Origin of the sequence: Alcanivorax sp. REN37 (assembly GCF_041102775.1) — a bacterium.
In the GTDB taxonomy this organism is placed as follows: Bacteria; Pseudomonadota; Gammaproteobacteria; order Pseudomonadales; family Alcanivoracaceae; genus Isoalcanivorax; species Isoalcanivorax beigongshangi.
Window position 1 is genome coordinate 2532702 of the sequence record NZ_JBGCUO010000001.1, and the last position, 15278, is coordinate 2547979.

Annotated in this window: 12 protein-coding genes; 1 reads left to right on the plus strand and 11 read right to left on the minus strand. The window is 65.2% G+C overall.

Annotated elements, in window-relative coordinates; all coding sequences use genetic code 11:
* The first annotated feature begins 76 nt into the window (after nt 1–76).
* Nucleotides 77–1429, plus strand: coding sequence for an exodeoxyribonuclease VII large subunit (gene xseA / locus AB5I84_RS11495; protein ID WP_369456001.1), 1353 nt, complete (start codon nt 77–79; stop codon nt 1427–1429).
* Nucleotides 1430–1759: 330 nt separating this feature from the next.
* Here the strand turns inward: xseA and AB5I84_RS11500 are convergent, their stop codons facing one another.
* The 11 genes from AB5I84_RS11500 to rlmN form a co-directional block, all read right to left on the minus strand.
* A complete protein-coding gene (locus AB5I84_RS11500; protein WP_369456002.1) occupies nt 1760–3676 on the minus strand; it encodes a response regulator in 1917 nt (638 codons plus the stop codon).
* Nucleotides 3673–4560, minus strand: coding sequence for a hypothetical protein (locus AB5I84_RS11505; RefSeq protein ID WP_369456003.1), 888 nt, complete (start codon nt 4558–4560; stop codon nt 3673–3675). Before AB5I84_RS11505 ends, AB5I84_RS11500 begins: the two co-directional genes overlap by 4 nt.
* Nucleotides 4533–6593 (minus strand): TonB-dependent receptor plug domain-containing protein, encoded by a 2061-nt coding sequence (locus AB5I84_RS11510; RefSeq protein ID WP_369456004.1) that lies wholly within the window; start codon nt 6591–6593, stop codon nt 4533–4535. The genes AB5I84_RS11505 and AB5I84_RS11510 overlap by 28 nt, the downstream gene beginning before the upstream one ends.
* Nucleotides 6594–6661: 68 nt before the next feature.
* Nucleotides 6662–8059: a ribosome biogenesis GTPase Der gene (gene der / locus AB5I84_RS11515; RefSeq protein WP_369456005.1), complete on the minus strand. Its 1398-nt coding sequence runs from the start codon at nt 8057–8059 to the stop codon at nt 6662–6664.
* 75 nt (nt 8060–8134) lie between these two features.
* Nucleotides 8135–9292 carry an outer membrane protein assembly factor BamB gene (gene bamB, locus AB5I84_RS11520; RefSeq protein ID WP_369456006.1) on the minus strand — a complete coding sequence of 386 codons (1158 nt, stop codon included), beginning with the start codon at nt 9290–9292 and terminating at the stop codon, nt 8135–8137.
* A 28-nt stretch (nt 9293–9320) separates the two neighbouring features.
* Nucleotides 9321–9968 carry a YfgM family protein gene (locus AB5I84_RS11525; RefSeq protein WP_369456007.1) on the minus strand — a complete coding sequence of 216 codons (648 nt, stop codon included), beginning with the start codon at nt 9966–9968 and terminating at the stop codon, nt 9321–9323.
* A gap of 54 nt (nt 9969–10022) precedes the next feature.
* The gene (gene hisS, locus AB5I84_RS11530) at nt 10023–11291 is read right to left on the minus strand and encodes a histidine--tRNA ligase (protein WP_369456008.1); all 1269 of its coding nucleotides are present in this window, start codon (nt 11289–11291) and stop codon (nt 10023–10025) included.
* 67 nt (nt 11292–11358) lie between these two features.
* Nucleotides 11359–12438: a flavodoxin-dependent (E)-4-hydroxy-3-methylbut-2-enyl-diphosphate synthase gene (ispG, locus tag AB5I84_RS11535; RefSeq protein WP_439650211.1), complete on the minus strand. Its 1080-nt coding sequence runs from the start codon at nt 12436–12438 to the stop codon at nt 11359–11361.
* A gap of 78 nt (nt 12439–12516) precedes the next feature.
* Nucleotides 12517–13326 carry a RodZ domain-containing protein gene (locus tag AB5I84_RS11540; RefSeq protein WP_369456010.1) on the minus strand — a complete coding sequence of 270 codons (810 nt, stop codon included), beginning with the start codon at nt 13324–13326 and terminating at the stop codon, nt 12517–12519.
* Nucleotides 13323–14117 carry a type IV pilus biogenesis/stability protein PilW gene (pilW, locus tag AB5I84_RS11545; protein WP_369456011.1) on the minus strand — a complete coding sequence of 265 codons (795 nt, stop codon included), beginning with the start codon at nt 14115–14117 and terminating at the stop codon, nt 13323–13325. Before pilW ends, AB5I84_RS11540 begins: the two co-directional genes overlap by 4 nt.
* A complete protein-coding gene (gene rlmN / locus AB5I84_RS11550) occupies nt 14114–15268 on the minus strand; it encodes a dual-specificity RNA methyltransferase RlmN (RefSeq protein WP_369456012.1) in 1155 nt (384 codons plus the stop codon). The genes pilW and rlmN overlap by 4 nt, the downstream gene beginning before the upstream one ends.
* Nucleotides 15269–15278: the final 10 nt, after the last annotated feature.

Genomic DNA, 15278 nt, shown 5'->3' on the forward strand with positions numbered 1-15278 from the left:
GGCTCTGGGGGCGGAAGGGTAAACGGCCGCCGCGCCGGGGGCGTAAAATCCATTCTGGGCCGCTACACTTCGCGCCATGCATACCGACCTTGCCAGCGCCGAACGGCGCATCTACAGCGTCAGCCGACTCAATCTGGAGGCCCAGGGCCTGCTGGAGGGCGGCTTTGCCCTGATTTGGCTCGAAGCTGAGCTGTCGAACCTGTCGCGGCCCGCGTCCGGTCACCTCTACTTCTCGCTCAAAGACGACCGCGCTCAGGTCAACGCCGCCATGTTCCGTGGCCGCAATCAACTGCTGCGATTCCAGCCTCGCAACGGTTTACAGGTGCTGGTGCGCGCGCGGGTAACGCTGTACGTACCGCGCGGCAGCTACCAATTGGTGATCGAGCACATGGAAGAAGCCGGCGAGGGCCGGCTGCGCCAGGAATTCGAACGGCTCAAAGCGCTATTGCAGCAGGAAGGGCTGTTCGAGCCGGAGCGCAAGCGGCCGCTGCCGACGCTGCCGCGGCAAATCGGCGTCATCACCTCGCCCAGTGGCGCTGCATTGCATGACATTTTGCAGGTGCTGCGCCGCCGCTGCCCGCAGATCCCGGTGCTGATCTACCCCAGCGCCGTGCAGGGTCAAGATGCACCTGCCCAGCTGCGCGCGGCACTGGCACTGGCCAATGCCCGCCAGGAATGCGATGTGCTGATTCTCGGCCGGGGCGGTGGATCGCTGGAGGACCTGTGGGCCTTCAACGATGAGCAGTTGGCGCGCGACGTGGCCGCCAGCGCTATCCCGGTGGTGTCCGCCGTCGGCCACGAAGTGGACAGCGCGCTCACCGACTTCACCGCCGACCTACGCGCGCCGACGCCATCCGCCGCCGCCGAATTGGTAGGACCGGACCTGAGCCGGGTGGCGCAACAACTGGGCCTCCAGCAGCAGCGGCTGGCGCGCGCCATGTCGCGCACGCTGTCACTGCCGCTGGAGCAGCTGCGCCATCTGCAGCGCCGTTTGCGTCATCCGCGTGAGCAACTGGAGCAGTACGCCCAGCAGTTGGACGAGTTAGACGGCCGCCTGCGCCGGGCGCTGCACCAGCGGCTCGAGCAACAGCGTAGCCACCTGCACTACTTGGAGCGTCGGCTCAGGTCGCAAAGCCCCAGCGCCACTTTGCTGCGCGCCCGGCAGCAGCTGGACAGCCAGCGGCGGCGACTGGATGCCGCCATCCAACGCCGCTTACAACAGCGGCAGGATCAACTGGCCACGCTTGGCCACCGCCTGCACACCAGCAGCCCGCTGGCGACGCTGGGACGGGGGTATGCAATCGGTTTCAAACAGGAGCAGGCGCTGCGCTCGGTCAGTCAAGTCAGCGCCGGGGAGCGCATTATGGTGCGGCTCGCAGACGGCCGCTTAGAGGCAGATGTGGTCAGCGTGACGCCGACCGAGGGCTGAACTGTTCTGGTATCACTGAGTAACGGCGTGACCGCGACTTCGATGGTGTGAGGAGTGCCTGGCCCACGGAGCGGCGTCCGTGATCTCCGAGCACTCGGGAGGTTCAACAGGTTCAACAGGTTCAACAGGTTCAACAGGCAGGATAAGTGGGCATCCCTCGCCAGCCCAGCCAGAGCACGCCACCCCATCAGAGCGATTCCGCGCCGCACACCGTCCCCACCTCATCGGAATCACGCCGCTCGACACTGCCAACTGGGCGCGTGACGGCCTCAATCACGCCGGTTGCGCCGCCTCCTCTACTAGTCCGCGCAGGCCACACCGGCTAGCGGGTCATGCCTCAGCCGAGGGCAAATAACGCCCCACCACCTCCAGCAACTGGCGCCGCAGGAATGGCTTCGACAGGTAATCGTCCATGCCCGCCTCCAGACAGCGCTCGCGCTCACCGGCCAAGGCATTGGCGGTCAGTGCCACCACTGGCAACCGGGTACGCTGCTGATCCTGCTCCCACGCGCGCAGGCGGCGGGTGGCTTCGAGGCCATCGAGGACCGGCATCTGCACATCCATCAAGATGCAGTCCACTTGCGCGCTGGCCAGTCGCACCAGCGCCTGCTCGCCGTTCTCGGCACTGATCACGGTGACTCCGCTGTCGCGCAACATGCGCTCGGTGACCATGCGATTGATGCTGTTGTCTTCCACCAGCAGCACCGTGCCACGCAGTACTTGCAGCCGCTCTGGTGCCGCCAGCGGTGCGCTGGCGCCGCCACGGCGAGCATCCAGCACGAACTCGGCAACAAATGTGGAGCCGCCACCGGCGCGACTGCTCACCGTCAATTCGCCGCCAAGCATGGCGCACAAGCGGCGCGAAATGGCCAGACCCAAGCCAGCACCGCCATAACGGCGCGAGGTGGATGAATCGAGCTGGGAAAATGCCAAAAACAGGCCATGCAGTTTGTCATCAGGAATGCCGATACCGGTATCGCGCACCGCCAGCGTCAGCCGCACCCGATCACTGCCCGCCACCGGCTCGCAGCCGACCTGCACATGGATGCTGCCGCGATCGGTGAATTTCACCGCGTTCGACACCAGATTGCCCAGCACCTGCCGCAACCGGGTGGAATCAGAGCGCACCGCCAGATCCGCCACGCTGTCGAGCCCGTCCAGCGTCAACGCCAGCCCTTTCTGCTCGGCCAGGTAGCGGAAGTTGGCCACGCAGTTACGGATCAACTCTGCGACCGGGAAGAAGCGCAGTTCCAGATCCATGCGCCCGGATTCGATGCGCGAGAAATCGAGAATATCGTTGATCACGTTGAGCAGATGGTTGGTGGACTCCACCGCCGCGCTGGCGTATTCGCGCTGCTCTTGGCTCAGCTCGGTGGTTTCCATCAACTGCAGCATGCCGAGCACCCCGTTGAGCGGGGTGCGCAACTCGTGGCTCATCATCGCCAAAAAACCGCTCTTGGCATCACTGGCGGCTTCTGCGCGTTGCTGCGCGGCGCGCAGCTCATTCATCGCCGCATCCTGCTCGCGGCGGGCCCGCTCCAGCGCCGAGGCCAACTCGTTGATGTCGGTTTGCAGCTCGGCCAGTTCACCGCCGAGACTGCTGGTGCCGCGCACGTGATAGCCGCCGGCGCGGATCACCCGCACCAACCGTGACAACGCCGCCAGCGGTGTCGACAGCGTGCCGGCCAAACGCCCGGCAATCCAAAACGCCGCCAACAGTGCCGCCAGCGCCGGCGCCAGTGACGCCAGCAAAATCTGCCGCTGCCGCGCTGAGACCGACTCACTGGAGAGCCCGACGACTACCTCCCCAATCGGCAGCGGCGTGTCAGTGACCACCTGCGCCGGCGTCACTGCGGTGCCGCCATCCGGCACCGTCACCGGCTGCCGATAGATGCGCGACGAAAACGTCAGCAGCGCCCGCTGCTGTTGGCGAATATCGGCATCACCGGCGCTCTGGTAGAGCAGCACATCACCGCGCACATCAGTGAACAGCACATAGCGCACTTCGGCATCCAGCAACGCCAGTTGCGCTTGCTGGCGCAGGTCTTCGAAATTGCCGGACAGCACCCCGTACTCGGATGAGGTGGCCAGGTGCTGGGCAATGAAATGGCCCTTGCCGGCCAGCTCGGCGGCGGCGTCATTGAAGCGCTGCCAGGTCACCAAGCCGAGCAGCAGCAACAGCAGGATCAGCGCTGGCACTATGCCCAGCAAACGCAGCTGCACCCGCAGCGAGACATTGCGCTTCATGGCGTACCTCCCAGCAACTGCTGCAGTTGCTGCTCATCCAGCCAGGGCACGTCATAGGCGCGTGCCACATGCTGGTTCACCAACACTGAGAAATGCACCGGGAACCGCGCCTGAGGCCAACGCCGTTGGGCGCGAAAAGTGGTCAGGGCCAGCGCGGCGTCGGCGGCGTAGTCTTCCAGCGTGCTGTAACTGGATGCCACGCTGCCGGCGCGCACAAATACTTCGCCGGGGCCGACCACTGGCACCTGCTGACGATAACCGGTGAGCAGTACCAAACGCGCCGACGCGGCATTGAACAGTGCGCTGTCGGAGACACCCAGTAGCACATCGGTGTGCGCCAGCAGACGTGGCAGCTGGCGCGCCATCGAGGTCTGGTCAGTGACCGCCTGCACTTGCAACTGCAGGTCCAGCGCCCGTGCACTGTCCTGCAAGCCCTGCAATTGCCACTGGCTGTCCGGCCCTACCAGCACCCCTACCCGCCTGGCGCGCGGGAACAACCAATGCAGCAGCTGTAACTGGCGGTGCGGATCATTCTCGGCAAACGAGCCGCTGCAGTGGCAACCTCGTTCCAGCGCCGCCAATAACTGGGCGCGCGCAATGCCGACTCCCCACACCGGCCGATCACCGGCCAATGCCTGCTGGAAGGCGTCATCCCCCAACGCCACCCACAACTGCGCCGCGGCCGGTGGCACTAAGGTCACCTGATCGGCCACTGCCGTCAGCGCGGCGGCAAACTCAGCGCGCAGCTGATCGGAGGAACCCAGCACCGCCACGGGCAGCGGCCCGGCGCGCAGCGGCAGCGCTGCCAGCAGCAGCCACAGCAGCGCCAAGATGCCGCTGAGGCCGCGCACGCGGCTCAGAATGACAGCGTCGCGCCCAGCCATACCCGGTAGCGCTCCCGATAATAGTTCTCCGCAAATACCACCGCGTCACGGCTCAGACTGTATTCACCGGACAGCGTCCATTGCAGGGTGGTAGCAGCCGCCAGCGGCTGTTGATACTGGAGCATGGCGCCCAGTTGCTCGTAACGGCGCGTGTTAAGCGGCTGGGCACGCAGGTAGCGCAGGCCCAGGTTCCAATGGGGATCCAGCGTCCAGTGCCACAGCGCCGAACCACTGTGATGGGCGGCCAGCCGGCGCTCAGCCCGAGCGCTGCTGCGGCTGCGAATTTCCGCTGCCGTCAGCCGCAACTGGTGACGCCAATGCGGCCGTAGATCCAGCGTCGCCTCCCAGCCATGGTGGGTCACCCAATCATTATTGTGGGCTTCGAATTCCACCGGATTCATCGGATGGGTAATAAGGCTGGTGAGGTGCTCATCGAACACCCGCAGGTCCAATACCAGCGGCCCCTTTCCCATGAAATAGCCGATCTCGCTGGCGCGTATTTTCTCCGGTTGCAAGCTGCCGTCGGCGCTCTGGGTCAGGAACAAGCGCGCCTGCGTATCGCCAAGCAGCGCCGCTGCCTGCTGCCGCCAGGCCGGAGACAGTCCGTGCAGGCGGATATCGTAATCGGCATGGGCTTCAAACAAGTCCACCGTGCGCACCGCCCGCGAGTGCACCAACCGCACCCCGTGCCCGGGCGCAGGCCGCCACACCAGCGCCGCGCGCGGGCTCAATTGACGGCCATTGATTTGGTCCTGCTGGTAGAAGCTGCCGAAGTGCAGCAGCAGCGGATCGAGCACCCGCCACTCCAACTGCCCGAACAAAGCGTGGCTGCGGTTATCACGCTGCCCGCCGAGGTAGAACTCGCTGTCTGCGCTGTCATGGCGCAACTGGGCGCCAGACACCAGCCGCAGGCGCGGGTGTAGCTGCCAGGTGTCCTGCAGCTCCAAATCCAGGCGCCCTTCCTGCAAGCCCCGGTCCACGCGCCCGCACAGCGGCGCAGCGCCGCTGGCGAGCAGCGTCTGGTAGCGCTGCACTGAGGCGGCATCCCCGGGCAGCGCCGCCAGCGTGGCATTGAGGTCGCGCCCCTGTGCTTCGAACAGATCACGCAGCTCCCGGGAAAACAGCAGCCCCCCGCCGGGGCCAGGCTGGCCGGTCAACGGATCCAGTGCACACAGGCTGAGGGTGTCGTCGGTGCGGCTCCACTGAGCGTAGCCCTGCAGCTGCAGTTGATGCTCGGGAGAAAGCTGATGCTGCCAGCGCCCCTGTACGAACAGGTTCTGGTGGCTGTCGGACCGACTGTCGGTCCAGCGCGCGAACTGCGACCAGCCGGCCTCCGGCGGTCGCTGTTGGCGGGTTTCGGCGCCGCCCAGCCACAGTTCCACGGTGTTGCTGGCATCCAGTTCGTACACCAGCCGCAGATTGCCCTGGCGGATGCGCTTGCTGTCGTGCTGGCGTAAGCCATCAATGAGATCACGGTGGTCATAGCCACGGTCACCGTGCTCGGACAGGCTCCAGCGCAAGGCGCCGTCTTGCCAGCGCAGGCCCTGATGGGCACGCAGTCCGTGAATGCCATTGCTGCCGGTTTCAGCCGCCAGTGCGGTGCGGGTGACATCGAGTGGGTGGCGGGTGACGATGTTGACCACCGCGGTGTAAGCGTTGGCGCCGTAGCTGGCGGCACTGGGGCCGCGCGACACTTCGATGCGCTCGACGTCGGCCAGGTCCAGCGGCAGGTTGTTCCACATCACTCGCGCCAGCCCCGGCTGGTACACCGAGCGGCCGTCGATCAGCACCAGCATACGGCGGGTATCACGGGCAAGCGTGGGGTGGTAGCCCACGGTGGGCACGTTGCCGTCCACATTCAACGCTTGCATGCCGGGCACGAAGCGCATCACCTCGGCCAGCTCGCGGGCGCCGCTGCGTTGGATCAGCTCACGATCAAGGACGGTAACACTGCCAGGCACTTCCGATTGCGGCTGGCTCATACGAGCTGGCGTGAGCACTGCCGGCAGCGGCGCTTCGGCAGACCAAGGCACATCCGCCCCGACCCCGCCGGACCACCCCAGAAGCAGCAGCCATCCCCAGCCCCGCCGCACCATGCCGGTTACCTTTTCTTGACGAACTTCATCATCCGGCGCTTGCTGCGGATCTGGCGCTCGGTCAGTTCGTTCTTCTTGCCCTCGTAGGGGTTGGCGCCGCTCTTGAACTCCACCCGCACCGGCGTGCCTTCCAACTTCAACAGCTCGCGGAAACGGTTTTCCAAGTAGCGGCGATAAGCGTCCGGTACCGCGTCAGCCTTGCTGCCGTGGATGATGATACGCGGCGGGTTGCTGCCGCCGATGTGCGCATAGCGCAACTTGATGCGGTTGCGGCCCACGATCGGCGGCTGATGGCGGGCGGTGATTTCTTCCATCATGCGCGTCAACCGGTTGGTGCTGACCTTGGGGAACGCCGATTCCCAAGCACGGTGGATCAGCGGATACAGATCGCCGACGCCGGTGCCGTGCAGAGCAGAAATAGTGTGGAAGCGCATCCAGGGCGCGAAATGCAGGCGGCGCTGCAGGTCGGCGCGGATTTTTTCGCGCTGTTCAGTGGGCTGGCCATCCCACTTGTTCACCGCCATCACCACACAGCGGCCCACCTCAATGACGTAACCCAGCAGATGCAGGTCTTGCTCGGTGAGTCCTTCTTGGGCGTCGATCACCAGCAGCACCACGTGGGCTTGGTCCACCGCCTGCATGGCTTTCACCACCGAGAACTTTTCCACCGCCTCGAACACCTTGCCGCGGCGGCGGATGCCGGCGGTGTCCAGCAGCGTGTAGCGCTGGCCGTGCCGGGTATAGGGGATTTCGATGGTATCGCGGGTGGTGCCGGCCATGTCGTAGACCACCACTCGCTCTTCACCGAGCAGGCGGTTCACCAGCGTCGACTTGCCGACGTTGGGACGTCCCAATACCGCCACCCGGATGCCGCTTTCTTCGGCTTCCTGCTCGGCGTCGCGCTCCTCAGGCAACGGGAATCCGGACAGCACCTGCTCGATCATGCGGCGCACGTTGCGGCCGGTTTCCGCCGCCACGGGGTGCAGATCGCTGAGACCCAGGGCGTAGAACTCGGCACTGGCGGCGTGCTCATCGACGCCATCGATCTTGTTCACCAGCAGATGCACCGGCTTGTCCAACTGGCGCAGCTGCTGCGCCAACTGCTGGTCAGCAGCAGTCAGGCCGGCACGGCCATCCACCAGGAACAACACCGCATCGGCTTCCGACAGCGCCTGCATCGCCTGATTGGTGGTGGCTTCCACCACCCCTTCGAGACCCTCACCGATACCGCCGGTATCGATCACCACATAGGGGCGATCGCCAATGCGGCCGCTGCCGTATTTGCGGTCACGGGTGAGGCCGGGGAAATCGGCCACCAGCGCATCGCGGGTGCGGGTGAGATGGTTGAACAGGGTGGACTTGCCCACATTCGGGCGCCCCACCAGGGCCAGCACGGGTTTCATCGACAGGTGATCACTCAATAAAGGACGCCCGCGAAGTGCGGGCGTCCGGAATGTTACTCGTTTATGGCGCCGCGGTCAGCGCGGTTCGAGCGTATAGGCCGCCAGCTTGCCCCGTTGGCCAAGTACGTACAGCACGTTGTCACGCACCAGCGGTGCGGCCGCGAAGCCTTTGCGGTGCAACCGGGCGCGGGCGGTGATGCGGCCAGTTTCAGCGTCCATCCAGTGCAAGTAGCCTTCGGCATCGCCGGTCACCAATTGCCCATGCTGCAGCGCCACGCCGGTAAGACCACGGCCATACAGCGCGTCCTGCTTCCACAGTGTATCGCCGCTGCGCTGGTCGATGGCCCACACATGGCCGGTGTGATCGGCGAGGAACAGCACGCCGCGACCGCTGGCCATCTGTGTGGTGGTGGACATTTCTTTGGTCCAATAGGGGCGGCCGCTTTCCTCATCCAGCACCGACACACTGCCCTGGAAACTGCCGACGAATACACCGCCGCCCTCGACGATCATGTTGTTGCTGATGTCCACCAGCCGCTCCAACTCGGAACGCCCGGTGGGCTCAGCCGCGCGGCGCTCCCACAGCGGCGCACCGGTGTCGGCATCCAGCGCCGCCACCTTGCCGTTGGCGAACGCCACGTAGACGCGGTCGTTGGCAATCAGCGGTGTGGCGGCACCACGCAGGATCAGGATCGGCACCGGGTTATCAAAACTCCAGCGCTGCTCACCGGACAGCGTGTCGAGTGCAAACACACGGCCATCAATGCTCTGGAACACCGCAATAGAGGCATTCACCGCCGGCGGCGCCAGCACCTCTGAGCCGAGCGCCACGCGCCAAACTTCGCTGCCGTCGTCTTCCGAGCGCGCCACTGCGTCACCCTCACGGGTGCCGTACATCACCAGCCCGTAGCCGGCGTACAAGCCGCCGCTGATGCGCTCGCCAGTTTTCACCCGCCACAGACGCTTGCCGCGCTCATGGGCGAAGCCGGCGATCACGCCCTGATAGTCAGCGGCATAGATGCCGCGATGGGTTTCTGCCGGGGTCAGCCGCAACGCTTGTTTCTTGACGCCGTCGCCCACTTGGCGGCTCCACAGCGTCTTAGCCCGGTATTCACTGCTGAATTCCGGCAGTGGATTGGGTTCGATGGCGTTGGGGTTACTGCTGCACCCGGCCAGCCACAACAGGGCAGCCAGTGCGGCCAGCGGCCCCAGCAAACGACGCTGCTTGATCACCTAAGTCTCCTTGCCCTACACACTGCGTTCAGGACGCAGGCGCAAGATCGTCCAGTTTCATGCGGATGCGCTCGGCCAGCGAATCGCCCTGCGGGGCAGCGGCCAGCGCTTCGTCGTAGGCACCGCGGGCGGCTCCAGCCTCACCCTTCTGGCGCAGTGCATCACCGCGCAACTCTGCCACTTGGGCGGACCAGTCGACGGGGAAGCGGCCTTTCAGGGTGGCCAGCGCGGCGTCGAAGTCCTGACGCTGGATGTCCACCCGCGCCAGTCGCAGACGAGCGGTGTACACCAGCGCGTCGTTGCGGTCGGCTTTGATCACATCGTTGAGGTATCCCGCCGCGGCATCGTAGTCGCCGGCGGCCACCGCCTTGCGTGCCAGTGCCAAGCCAGCGTGGCTGGCGTACACGGTGCTGCCGTAATCCTTGCGCAGCTGGTCGGCCTGCTCTTCCACCTCGGCCCAGGCCACAGTGTCGTCACGGCCTTCCACTTGCGCCAGCGCGCCGAGCATTTTCTCGTAGGCGATGGAAGCACCTTGCGCTTGGTTGGCGTTGTGGCTATTCCAGAACCGCATGCCCACCACCGCGGCCACCGCCACCAGCACCCCAATCAACACGGCGCTGCCGTTGCGTGCCCACCAGTCACGCAGCACTTCAATCTGTTCTTCTTCGCTTCTCATGACCGACCTTTCTCCTTGCCTCGCTGCAAGCCGGACAGCGCCCGGCCCTTCCCGTTAATTCCGTGCTGCCAACCACTGGCCCAATTCGGTCGCCAGCGCTGCGCGTGCCATGCGTTGCTGCTGACCGTCGGCGAGGCACTTCACCGTGACCTCCTCCGCAGCCAGCTCATCTTCGCCCAACAACAGCACCCAATTGGCGCCGCTACGGTCGGCTTTTTTCATCTGGCTCTTGAAGCTGCCGCCGCCGCAATGGCACTGCACACGCCGGCCCGGCAGCGCATCACGCAGCTGTTCGGCCAGCAGCAGCGCTGCGGTGGCGTCGCTGGAGACGATATAGAGCTCTGCCGCCGGCGTCAGTTCCGGAAGTTGCTGTTCCAGCAGCAAAATCAGTCGCTCGACGCCCACGGCGAAGCCCACCGCCGGGGTCGGTTTGCCGCCCAGCTGCGCGACCAAACCGTCGTAACGGCCGCCGGCACAGACCGTGCCCTGGGCGCCCAAGGCGGTGGTGACCCACTCGAATACGGTGCGGTTGTAGTAATCCAGCCCGCGGACTAGGCGCGGATTGATGCGGTAGGCGATGCCGGCTTGGTCGAGCATCGCCCGCAGCGTTTCAAAGTGGCTCTTGGTGGCGTCGCCGAAATAATCCAGCAGCGACGGCGCGTTCTGCAGTACCGCCTGAGTGGACGGATCTTTGCTGTCCAGCACCCGCAGCGGGTTGCGGGTCAGGCGGCGGCGGCTGTCTTCATCGAGCTGGTCCTGATGATCAGACAGGTACGCCACCAGTGCATCGCGGTAGGCGGCGCGCTCATCGCTGTCACCCAGCGTATTCAGTTCCAAGGTCACCTGCTCGGTGAGACCGAGCTCGCGCCACAGGCGGGCGGTGAGCAGGATCACCTCGGCATCGATGTCCGGGCCGTCCATGCCGAACGTCTCGGCACCGATCTGATGGAACTGGCGGTAGCGGCCGGCCTGCGGCCGCTCGTAGCGGAACATCGGGCCGCGGTACCACAGCCGCTGGGTCTGGTTGTAAAGCAGCCCGTGCTCCTCGGCGGCGCGCACGCAACTGGCGGTGCCTTCCGGGCGCAGGGTCACCGACTCGCCGCTGCGGTCATCGAAGGTGTACATCTCTTTTTCGACGATATCGGTGACTTCACCGATGCCGCGTTGAAACAGCTCGGTCCGCTCCAGCACCGGCGTACGGATTTCACTGTAGCTGTAGGCGGCCAGCACCCCGGCCACCCGCGCTTCCAACCACTGCCACAGCGGCGACTGCGCCGGCAGGATGTCGTTCATGCCTCGCACGGAGGCGATTTTCTTGCTCACGGGTACTCCCCGACAGTAACGGCAACGGGCGCCGGTACGGCGCCCGCGGTATTCAAAGGAAGCGGTTTCAGGCCTCGCCGGACCGCACGATGACGCCGGCTTCACGATCCTTGCGGCGCTGCTCAGCCTTGGCGCGCACCATGCGCTCCAGCTCGTCCACCAGGCTTTCGGCGCGCACGTGATGGCTCTTGTCACCGTCCTCGTAGGACAGGTTGTTGGGGGTGCCACCGGTGAGGCCGATGTCAGCCTCGCGCGCTTCGCCGGGCCCGTTCACCAGACAGCCAATCACCGCCAGGTCGATGGACTCACTGACGTCTTCCAGCCGCGCTTCCAGCTCGTTGACGGTGGCGATCACATCGAAGTTCTGCCGCGAGCAGCTCGGGCAGGCGATGATGTTGACGCCTTTCTTGCGCAGATTGAGGCTCTTGAGGATGTCGAAGCCGACGCGAATTTCTTCCACCGGATCAGCCGCCAGCGAGATGCGGATGGTGTCGCCGATGCCTTCCATCAGCAGCGCCCCCAGCGCCACCGCCGACTTGACGGTGCCGGAGCGGAACACACCGGCTTCGGTCACACCGAGGTGCAGCGGCTGCTCCAGCTGGCGAGACAGCTTGCGGTACGCCTCCAGCGTCATGAACACATTCGACGCTTTTACGCTGACCTTGTAGTCCTGGAAGTCGTAGCGATCGAGGATCTCGGCATGGCGCAGCGCCGACTCCACCAGCGCATCGGCGCAGGGTTCGTGGTACTTGCGCAGCAGCTCTTTTTCCAGCGAACCGCCGTTGACACCGATGCGAATCGGAATGCCGTGATCACGGGCCGACTGCACCACCGCGCGTACCCGGTCATCGCTGCCGATGTTGCCGGGGTTGATGCGCAGGCAATCGGCGCCCTCGTCCGCCACCCGCAACGCAATGGTGTGGTCGTAATGAATGTCCGCCACCAGCGGCACCGACACCTGGCGGCGGATGCGCCCGAACGCCTCGGCGGCGTCCATGGTCGGCACCGACACGCGCACGATATCGGCGCCGACCTGCTCCAGACGGCGGATTTGCGCCACGGTGGCGTCCACGTCACAGGTATTGGTGTTGGTCATGCTTTGGACAGAGATCGGCGCATCACCGCCGACCGGCACGTTGCCGACCATGATCTTGCGGGTCGGTCGGCGCGTGATCTGAATCTCGGAGTGGCTTTCCACGGGGGAACTCCCGGCGCTGACGGCCTACTACGGAACGTTGATGCGGATCACCCGCCCACGCACGGAGCGCGGCAGGGTCTGCGGGTCACCATTGAGCTCGATGGCACTGACCGCTGCCGCATTACCCAAGGTCACGCGGAACGGCGCCTCGCCCGTGACTTCGATCTGACTGCCGGCGGTTTGTTCACCTTGGAACAAACGTTTGCCGTCAGCGTCGAGCACGTCCACCCAGCAGGCGTCGGCGAAGCTCATGGTCATGCGGTCGATTTCCGGGATCACCGGGTCCGGCGTGGCCGGCGGGGTCGGCGGCTCCGACAGCGCGCTGTCGACGGCCTCTGGGCCGGCATCCAACGGCGGCAGTTCGATCTCGGCCGGGGTTTCAGGCGCGCTGTCCGGCGCCGCGTTATCCGGCACCGTCACGGTGGCGGCCGGCAGGTCCGGCTCTAGGTTGTCGGGCGGCGACGGGCGCGTGGCCCACCAGGCCAACGCACTCACCACCGCCAGCACCAAGATCAACACTGGCCACAGCCACAGGTTGCGGCGCTGGTGCGGGATCACATGGATCGGGGTGCGCAGCGTGCTCTCACGCTCATCTTTCACCAAGGCGTGGTACTGCGCCGCCAGCTCCTCGGCTGGCAGACCCAGCAGCCGTGCGTAGTTGCGCACGTAGCCTTTGACGAAGGTGGCTTCTGGCAGGCGGCGGTAATCATCCGCTTCCAGTGCTTTCAGGTAGGTGGTGGACAGGTGCAGCTTGGCCGCGGCTTCCTGCTCGGTAAGGTTCTGCCGGATCCGCTCTTCCTTGAGGCGCTGGCCGGGCAGAGTCTGTGCATCCGTCATGATGAGCTCCCTGGGGCGGCGCTCGAACGCCCTGACCTCAGGGCGCGCAGCTCCGCTGAATCCGGATAATCCTGTTCCAATCGCTGGGTCAGCGTCTGCCGCTCGGCGTCAGCGCCACGGCGCTCGGCGAGGCGAATACCGACCAGCAATCCGGCGGCACTGGGCGCCTGCTGGTTGGCAGCATATTGGTCGTAGTAACGCTTGGCCAGCGACAGATCGCCGCGCTCCTGCGTCAGCTGGGTCAGCGCCAGCAGCGAGCGCTCAGGGTTGCGCGTCAACCGCAGCGCGCGCTGGAAAGCCTTCTCGGCCTGCGCATTGTCCCCCAGCGCCTGATAGCTGCGGCCGAGGTTCTCGAACGCACGGCCACGGCCGCTGTAACGGGGATCGTTAGCCACCCGTTCGAACTCGCGCACCGCGCCGCGGTAGTCGCCGCGCTGGTACAGCAAGATGCCGTAGTTATTGCGCGCCACTGCATAATCGCTGTCGATGCGCAGCGCGCGCTTGTAGTGCTGCTCTTCGCGCACGCTGTCGCCTTCGTAGCGGTACAGCAGCGCCATGGCGTTGTTAGCCGGCGCGCTGCGCGGATCCAATTCAAGTGCGCGGGAGAAGTGTTGGCGCGCCTCTTCCGGCTTGTCCATCTGCAGGTATTCCATGCCGGCGGCCACCCGGTGTTGCACCGCTTCATCGATGCGGACTTCACCGATACGTTCAGCGCCCGCGACACAGCCGGCCAACAGCGCGACGAAAGCGGCGCCCGCCAGAGCACGCGACAACCGGTGCACCACTGTCATGGGGCCATCCGCACGGTCTGCTGCTCTTCACCATCGGTGCCGGCACGCATGAATACCGTTTTCTGCCAGCGCTCGGCGCGGCGGGTCCGGTCCATCACCTCACCCACCAACTGCCCGCAGGCGGCGTCGATGTCATCACCGCGGGTGGTGCGGATGGTAGTCATCAGGCCGTGGTCGTTGAGGTATTTGTGGAACGCCAGCACGTCCGGCTTGGCGGGGCGCTCATAACCGGAATGCGGGAACGGGTTGAACGGGATCAGGTTCAGCTTCACCGGCATTTTGCCGCGCAGCAGCTTGACCAGCTGGCGGGCGTGCTCGGGCTGGTCGTTGACCCCTTTCAACATCACGTACTCCATGGTGATGGAGCGTTGACGGTCGCCGCTGCGCGCGTAGCGTTCACACGCCGCCAGCAGCTCCGCCAAAGGATATTTGCGGTTGAGCGGTACCAGCTCATCGCGCAGCGGATCATTGGGCGCGTGCAGCGAAATCGCCAGCGACACGTCCAACTCTTCATTGAGGCGGTCGATCATCGGCACCACCCCGGAGGTGGACAGCGTGATGCGACGTTTGGAAATGCCATACCCCAAGGTATCGAGCATCAGCCGCATGCTGCGTACGACATTATCGTAATTGAGCAGCGGCTCGCCCATGCCCATCATCACCACGTTGGTGACCGGGCTTTCGCCGATGTTGCGGCGCGGGCCGAACGCTTTGCAGGCCAGCCACACCTGGCCAATGATTTCGGCGGTGCTGAGGTCGCGCTGGAATCCCTGCTTGCCGGTGGAGCAGAAGCTGCAATCCACCGAGCAACCGACCTGCGACGACACACATAGCGTGCCGCGCCGGCCATCTGGGATGAACACCGCTTCCACCGCACCACCGCCATCGACTTGCAACACCCATTTACGGGTGCCATCCCGGGAGATGCTTTCATGGAGCACCTCCGGCGGACGGATCTCAGCCACCTCAGCCAGCTTCTCACGCAGCTTTTTGCCGAGGTCGGTCATCTGCTCGAAATCATCCGCCTGATGATGGTGGATCCATTTCAGCAGTTGCTGGGCGCGGAATTTCTTCTCGCCGATACCGAGGCAAAACGCCTCCATCTCAGCGTATGAGAAGCCCAGCAGATTGACCTTCGCCTGTTCCGTCATAACCACTCCG

Excerpts from the sequence above, each read along its gene's own strand:
- xseA (WP_369456001.1), top strand. The coding sequence starts at position 77 with ATGCATACCGACCTTGCCAGCGCCGAACGGCGCATCTACAGCGTCAGC.
- AB5I84_RS11500 (WP_369456002.1), bottom strand. The coding sequence starts at position 3,676 with ATGAAGCGCAATGTCTCGCTGCGGGTGCAGCTGCGTTTGCTGGGCATA.
- AB5I84_RS11505 (WP_369456003.1), bottom strand. The coding sequence starts at position 4,560 with ATGGCTGGGCGCGACGCTGTCATTCTGAGCCGCGTGCGCGGCCTCAGC.
- der (WP_369456005.1), bottom strand. The coding sequence starts at position 8,059 with ATGAAACCCGTGCTGGCCCTGGTGGGGCGCCCGAATGTGGGCAAGTCC.
- AB5I84_RS11525 (WP_369456007.1), bottom strand. The coding sequence starts at position 9,968 with ATGAGAAGCGAAGAAGAACAGATTGAAGTGCTGCGTGACTGGTGGGCA.
- ispG (WP_439650211.1), bottom strand. The coding sequence starts at position 12,438 with ATGGTCGGCAACGTGCCGGTCGGCGGTGATGCGCCGATCTCTGTCCAA.
- AB5I84_RS11540 (WP_369456010.1), bottom strand. The coding sequence starts at position 13,326 with ATGACGGATGCACAGACTCTGCCCGGCCAGCGCCTCAAGGAAGAGCGG.
- pilW (WP_369456011.1), bottom strand. The coding sequence starts at position 14,117 with ATGACAGTGGTGCACCGGTTGTCGCGTGCTCTGGCGGGCGCCGCTTTC.
- rlmN (WP_369456012.1), bottom strand. The coding sequence starts at position 15,268 with ATGACGGAACAGGCGAAGGTCAATCTGCTGGGCTTCTCATACGCTGAG.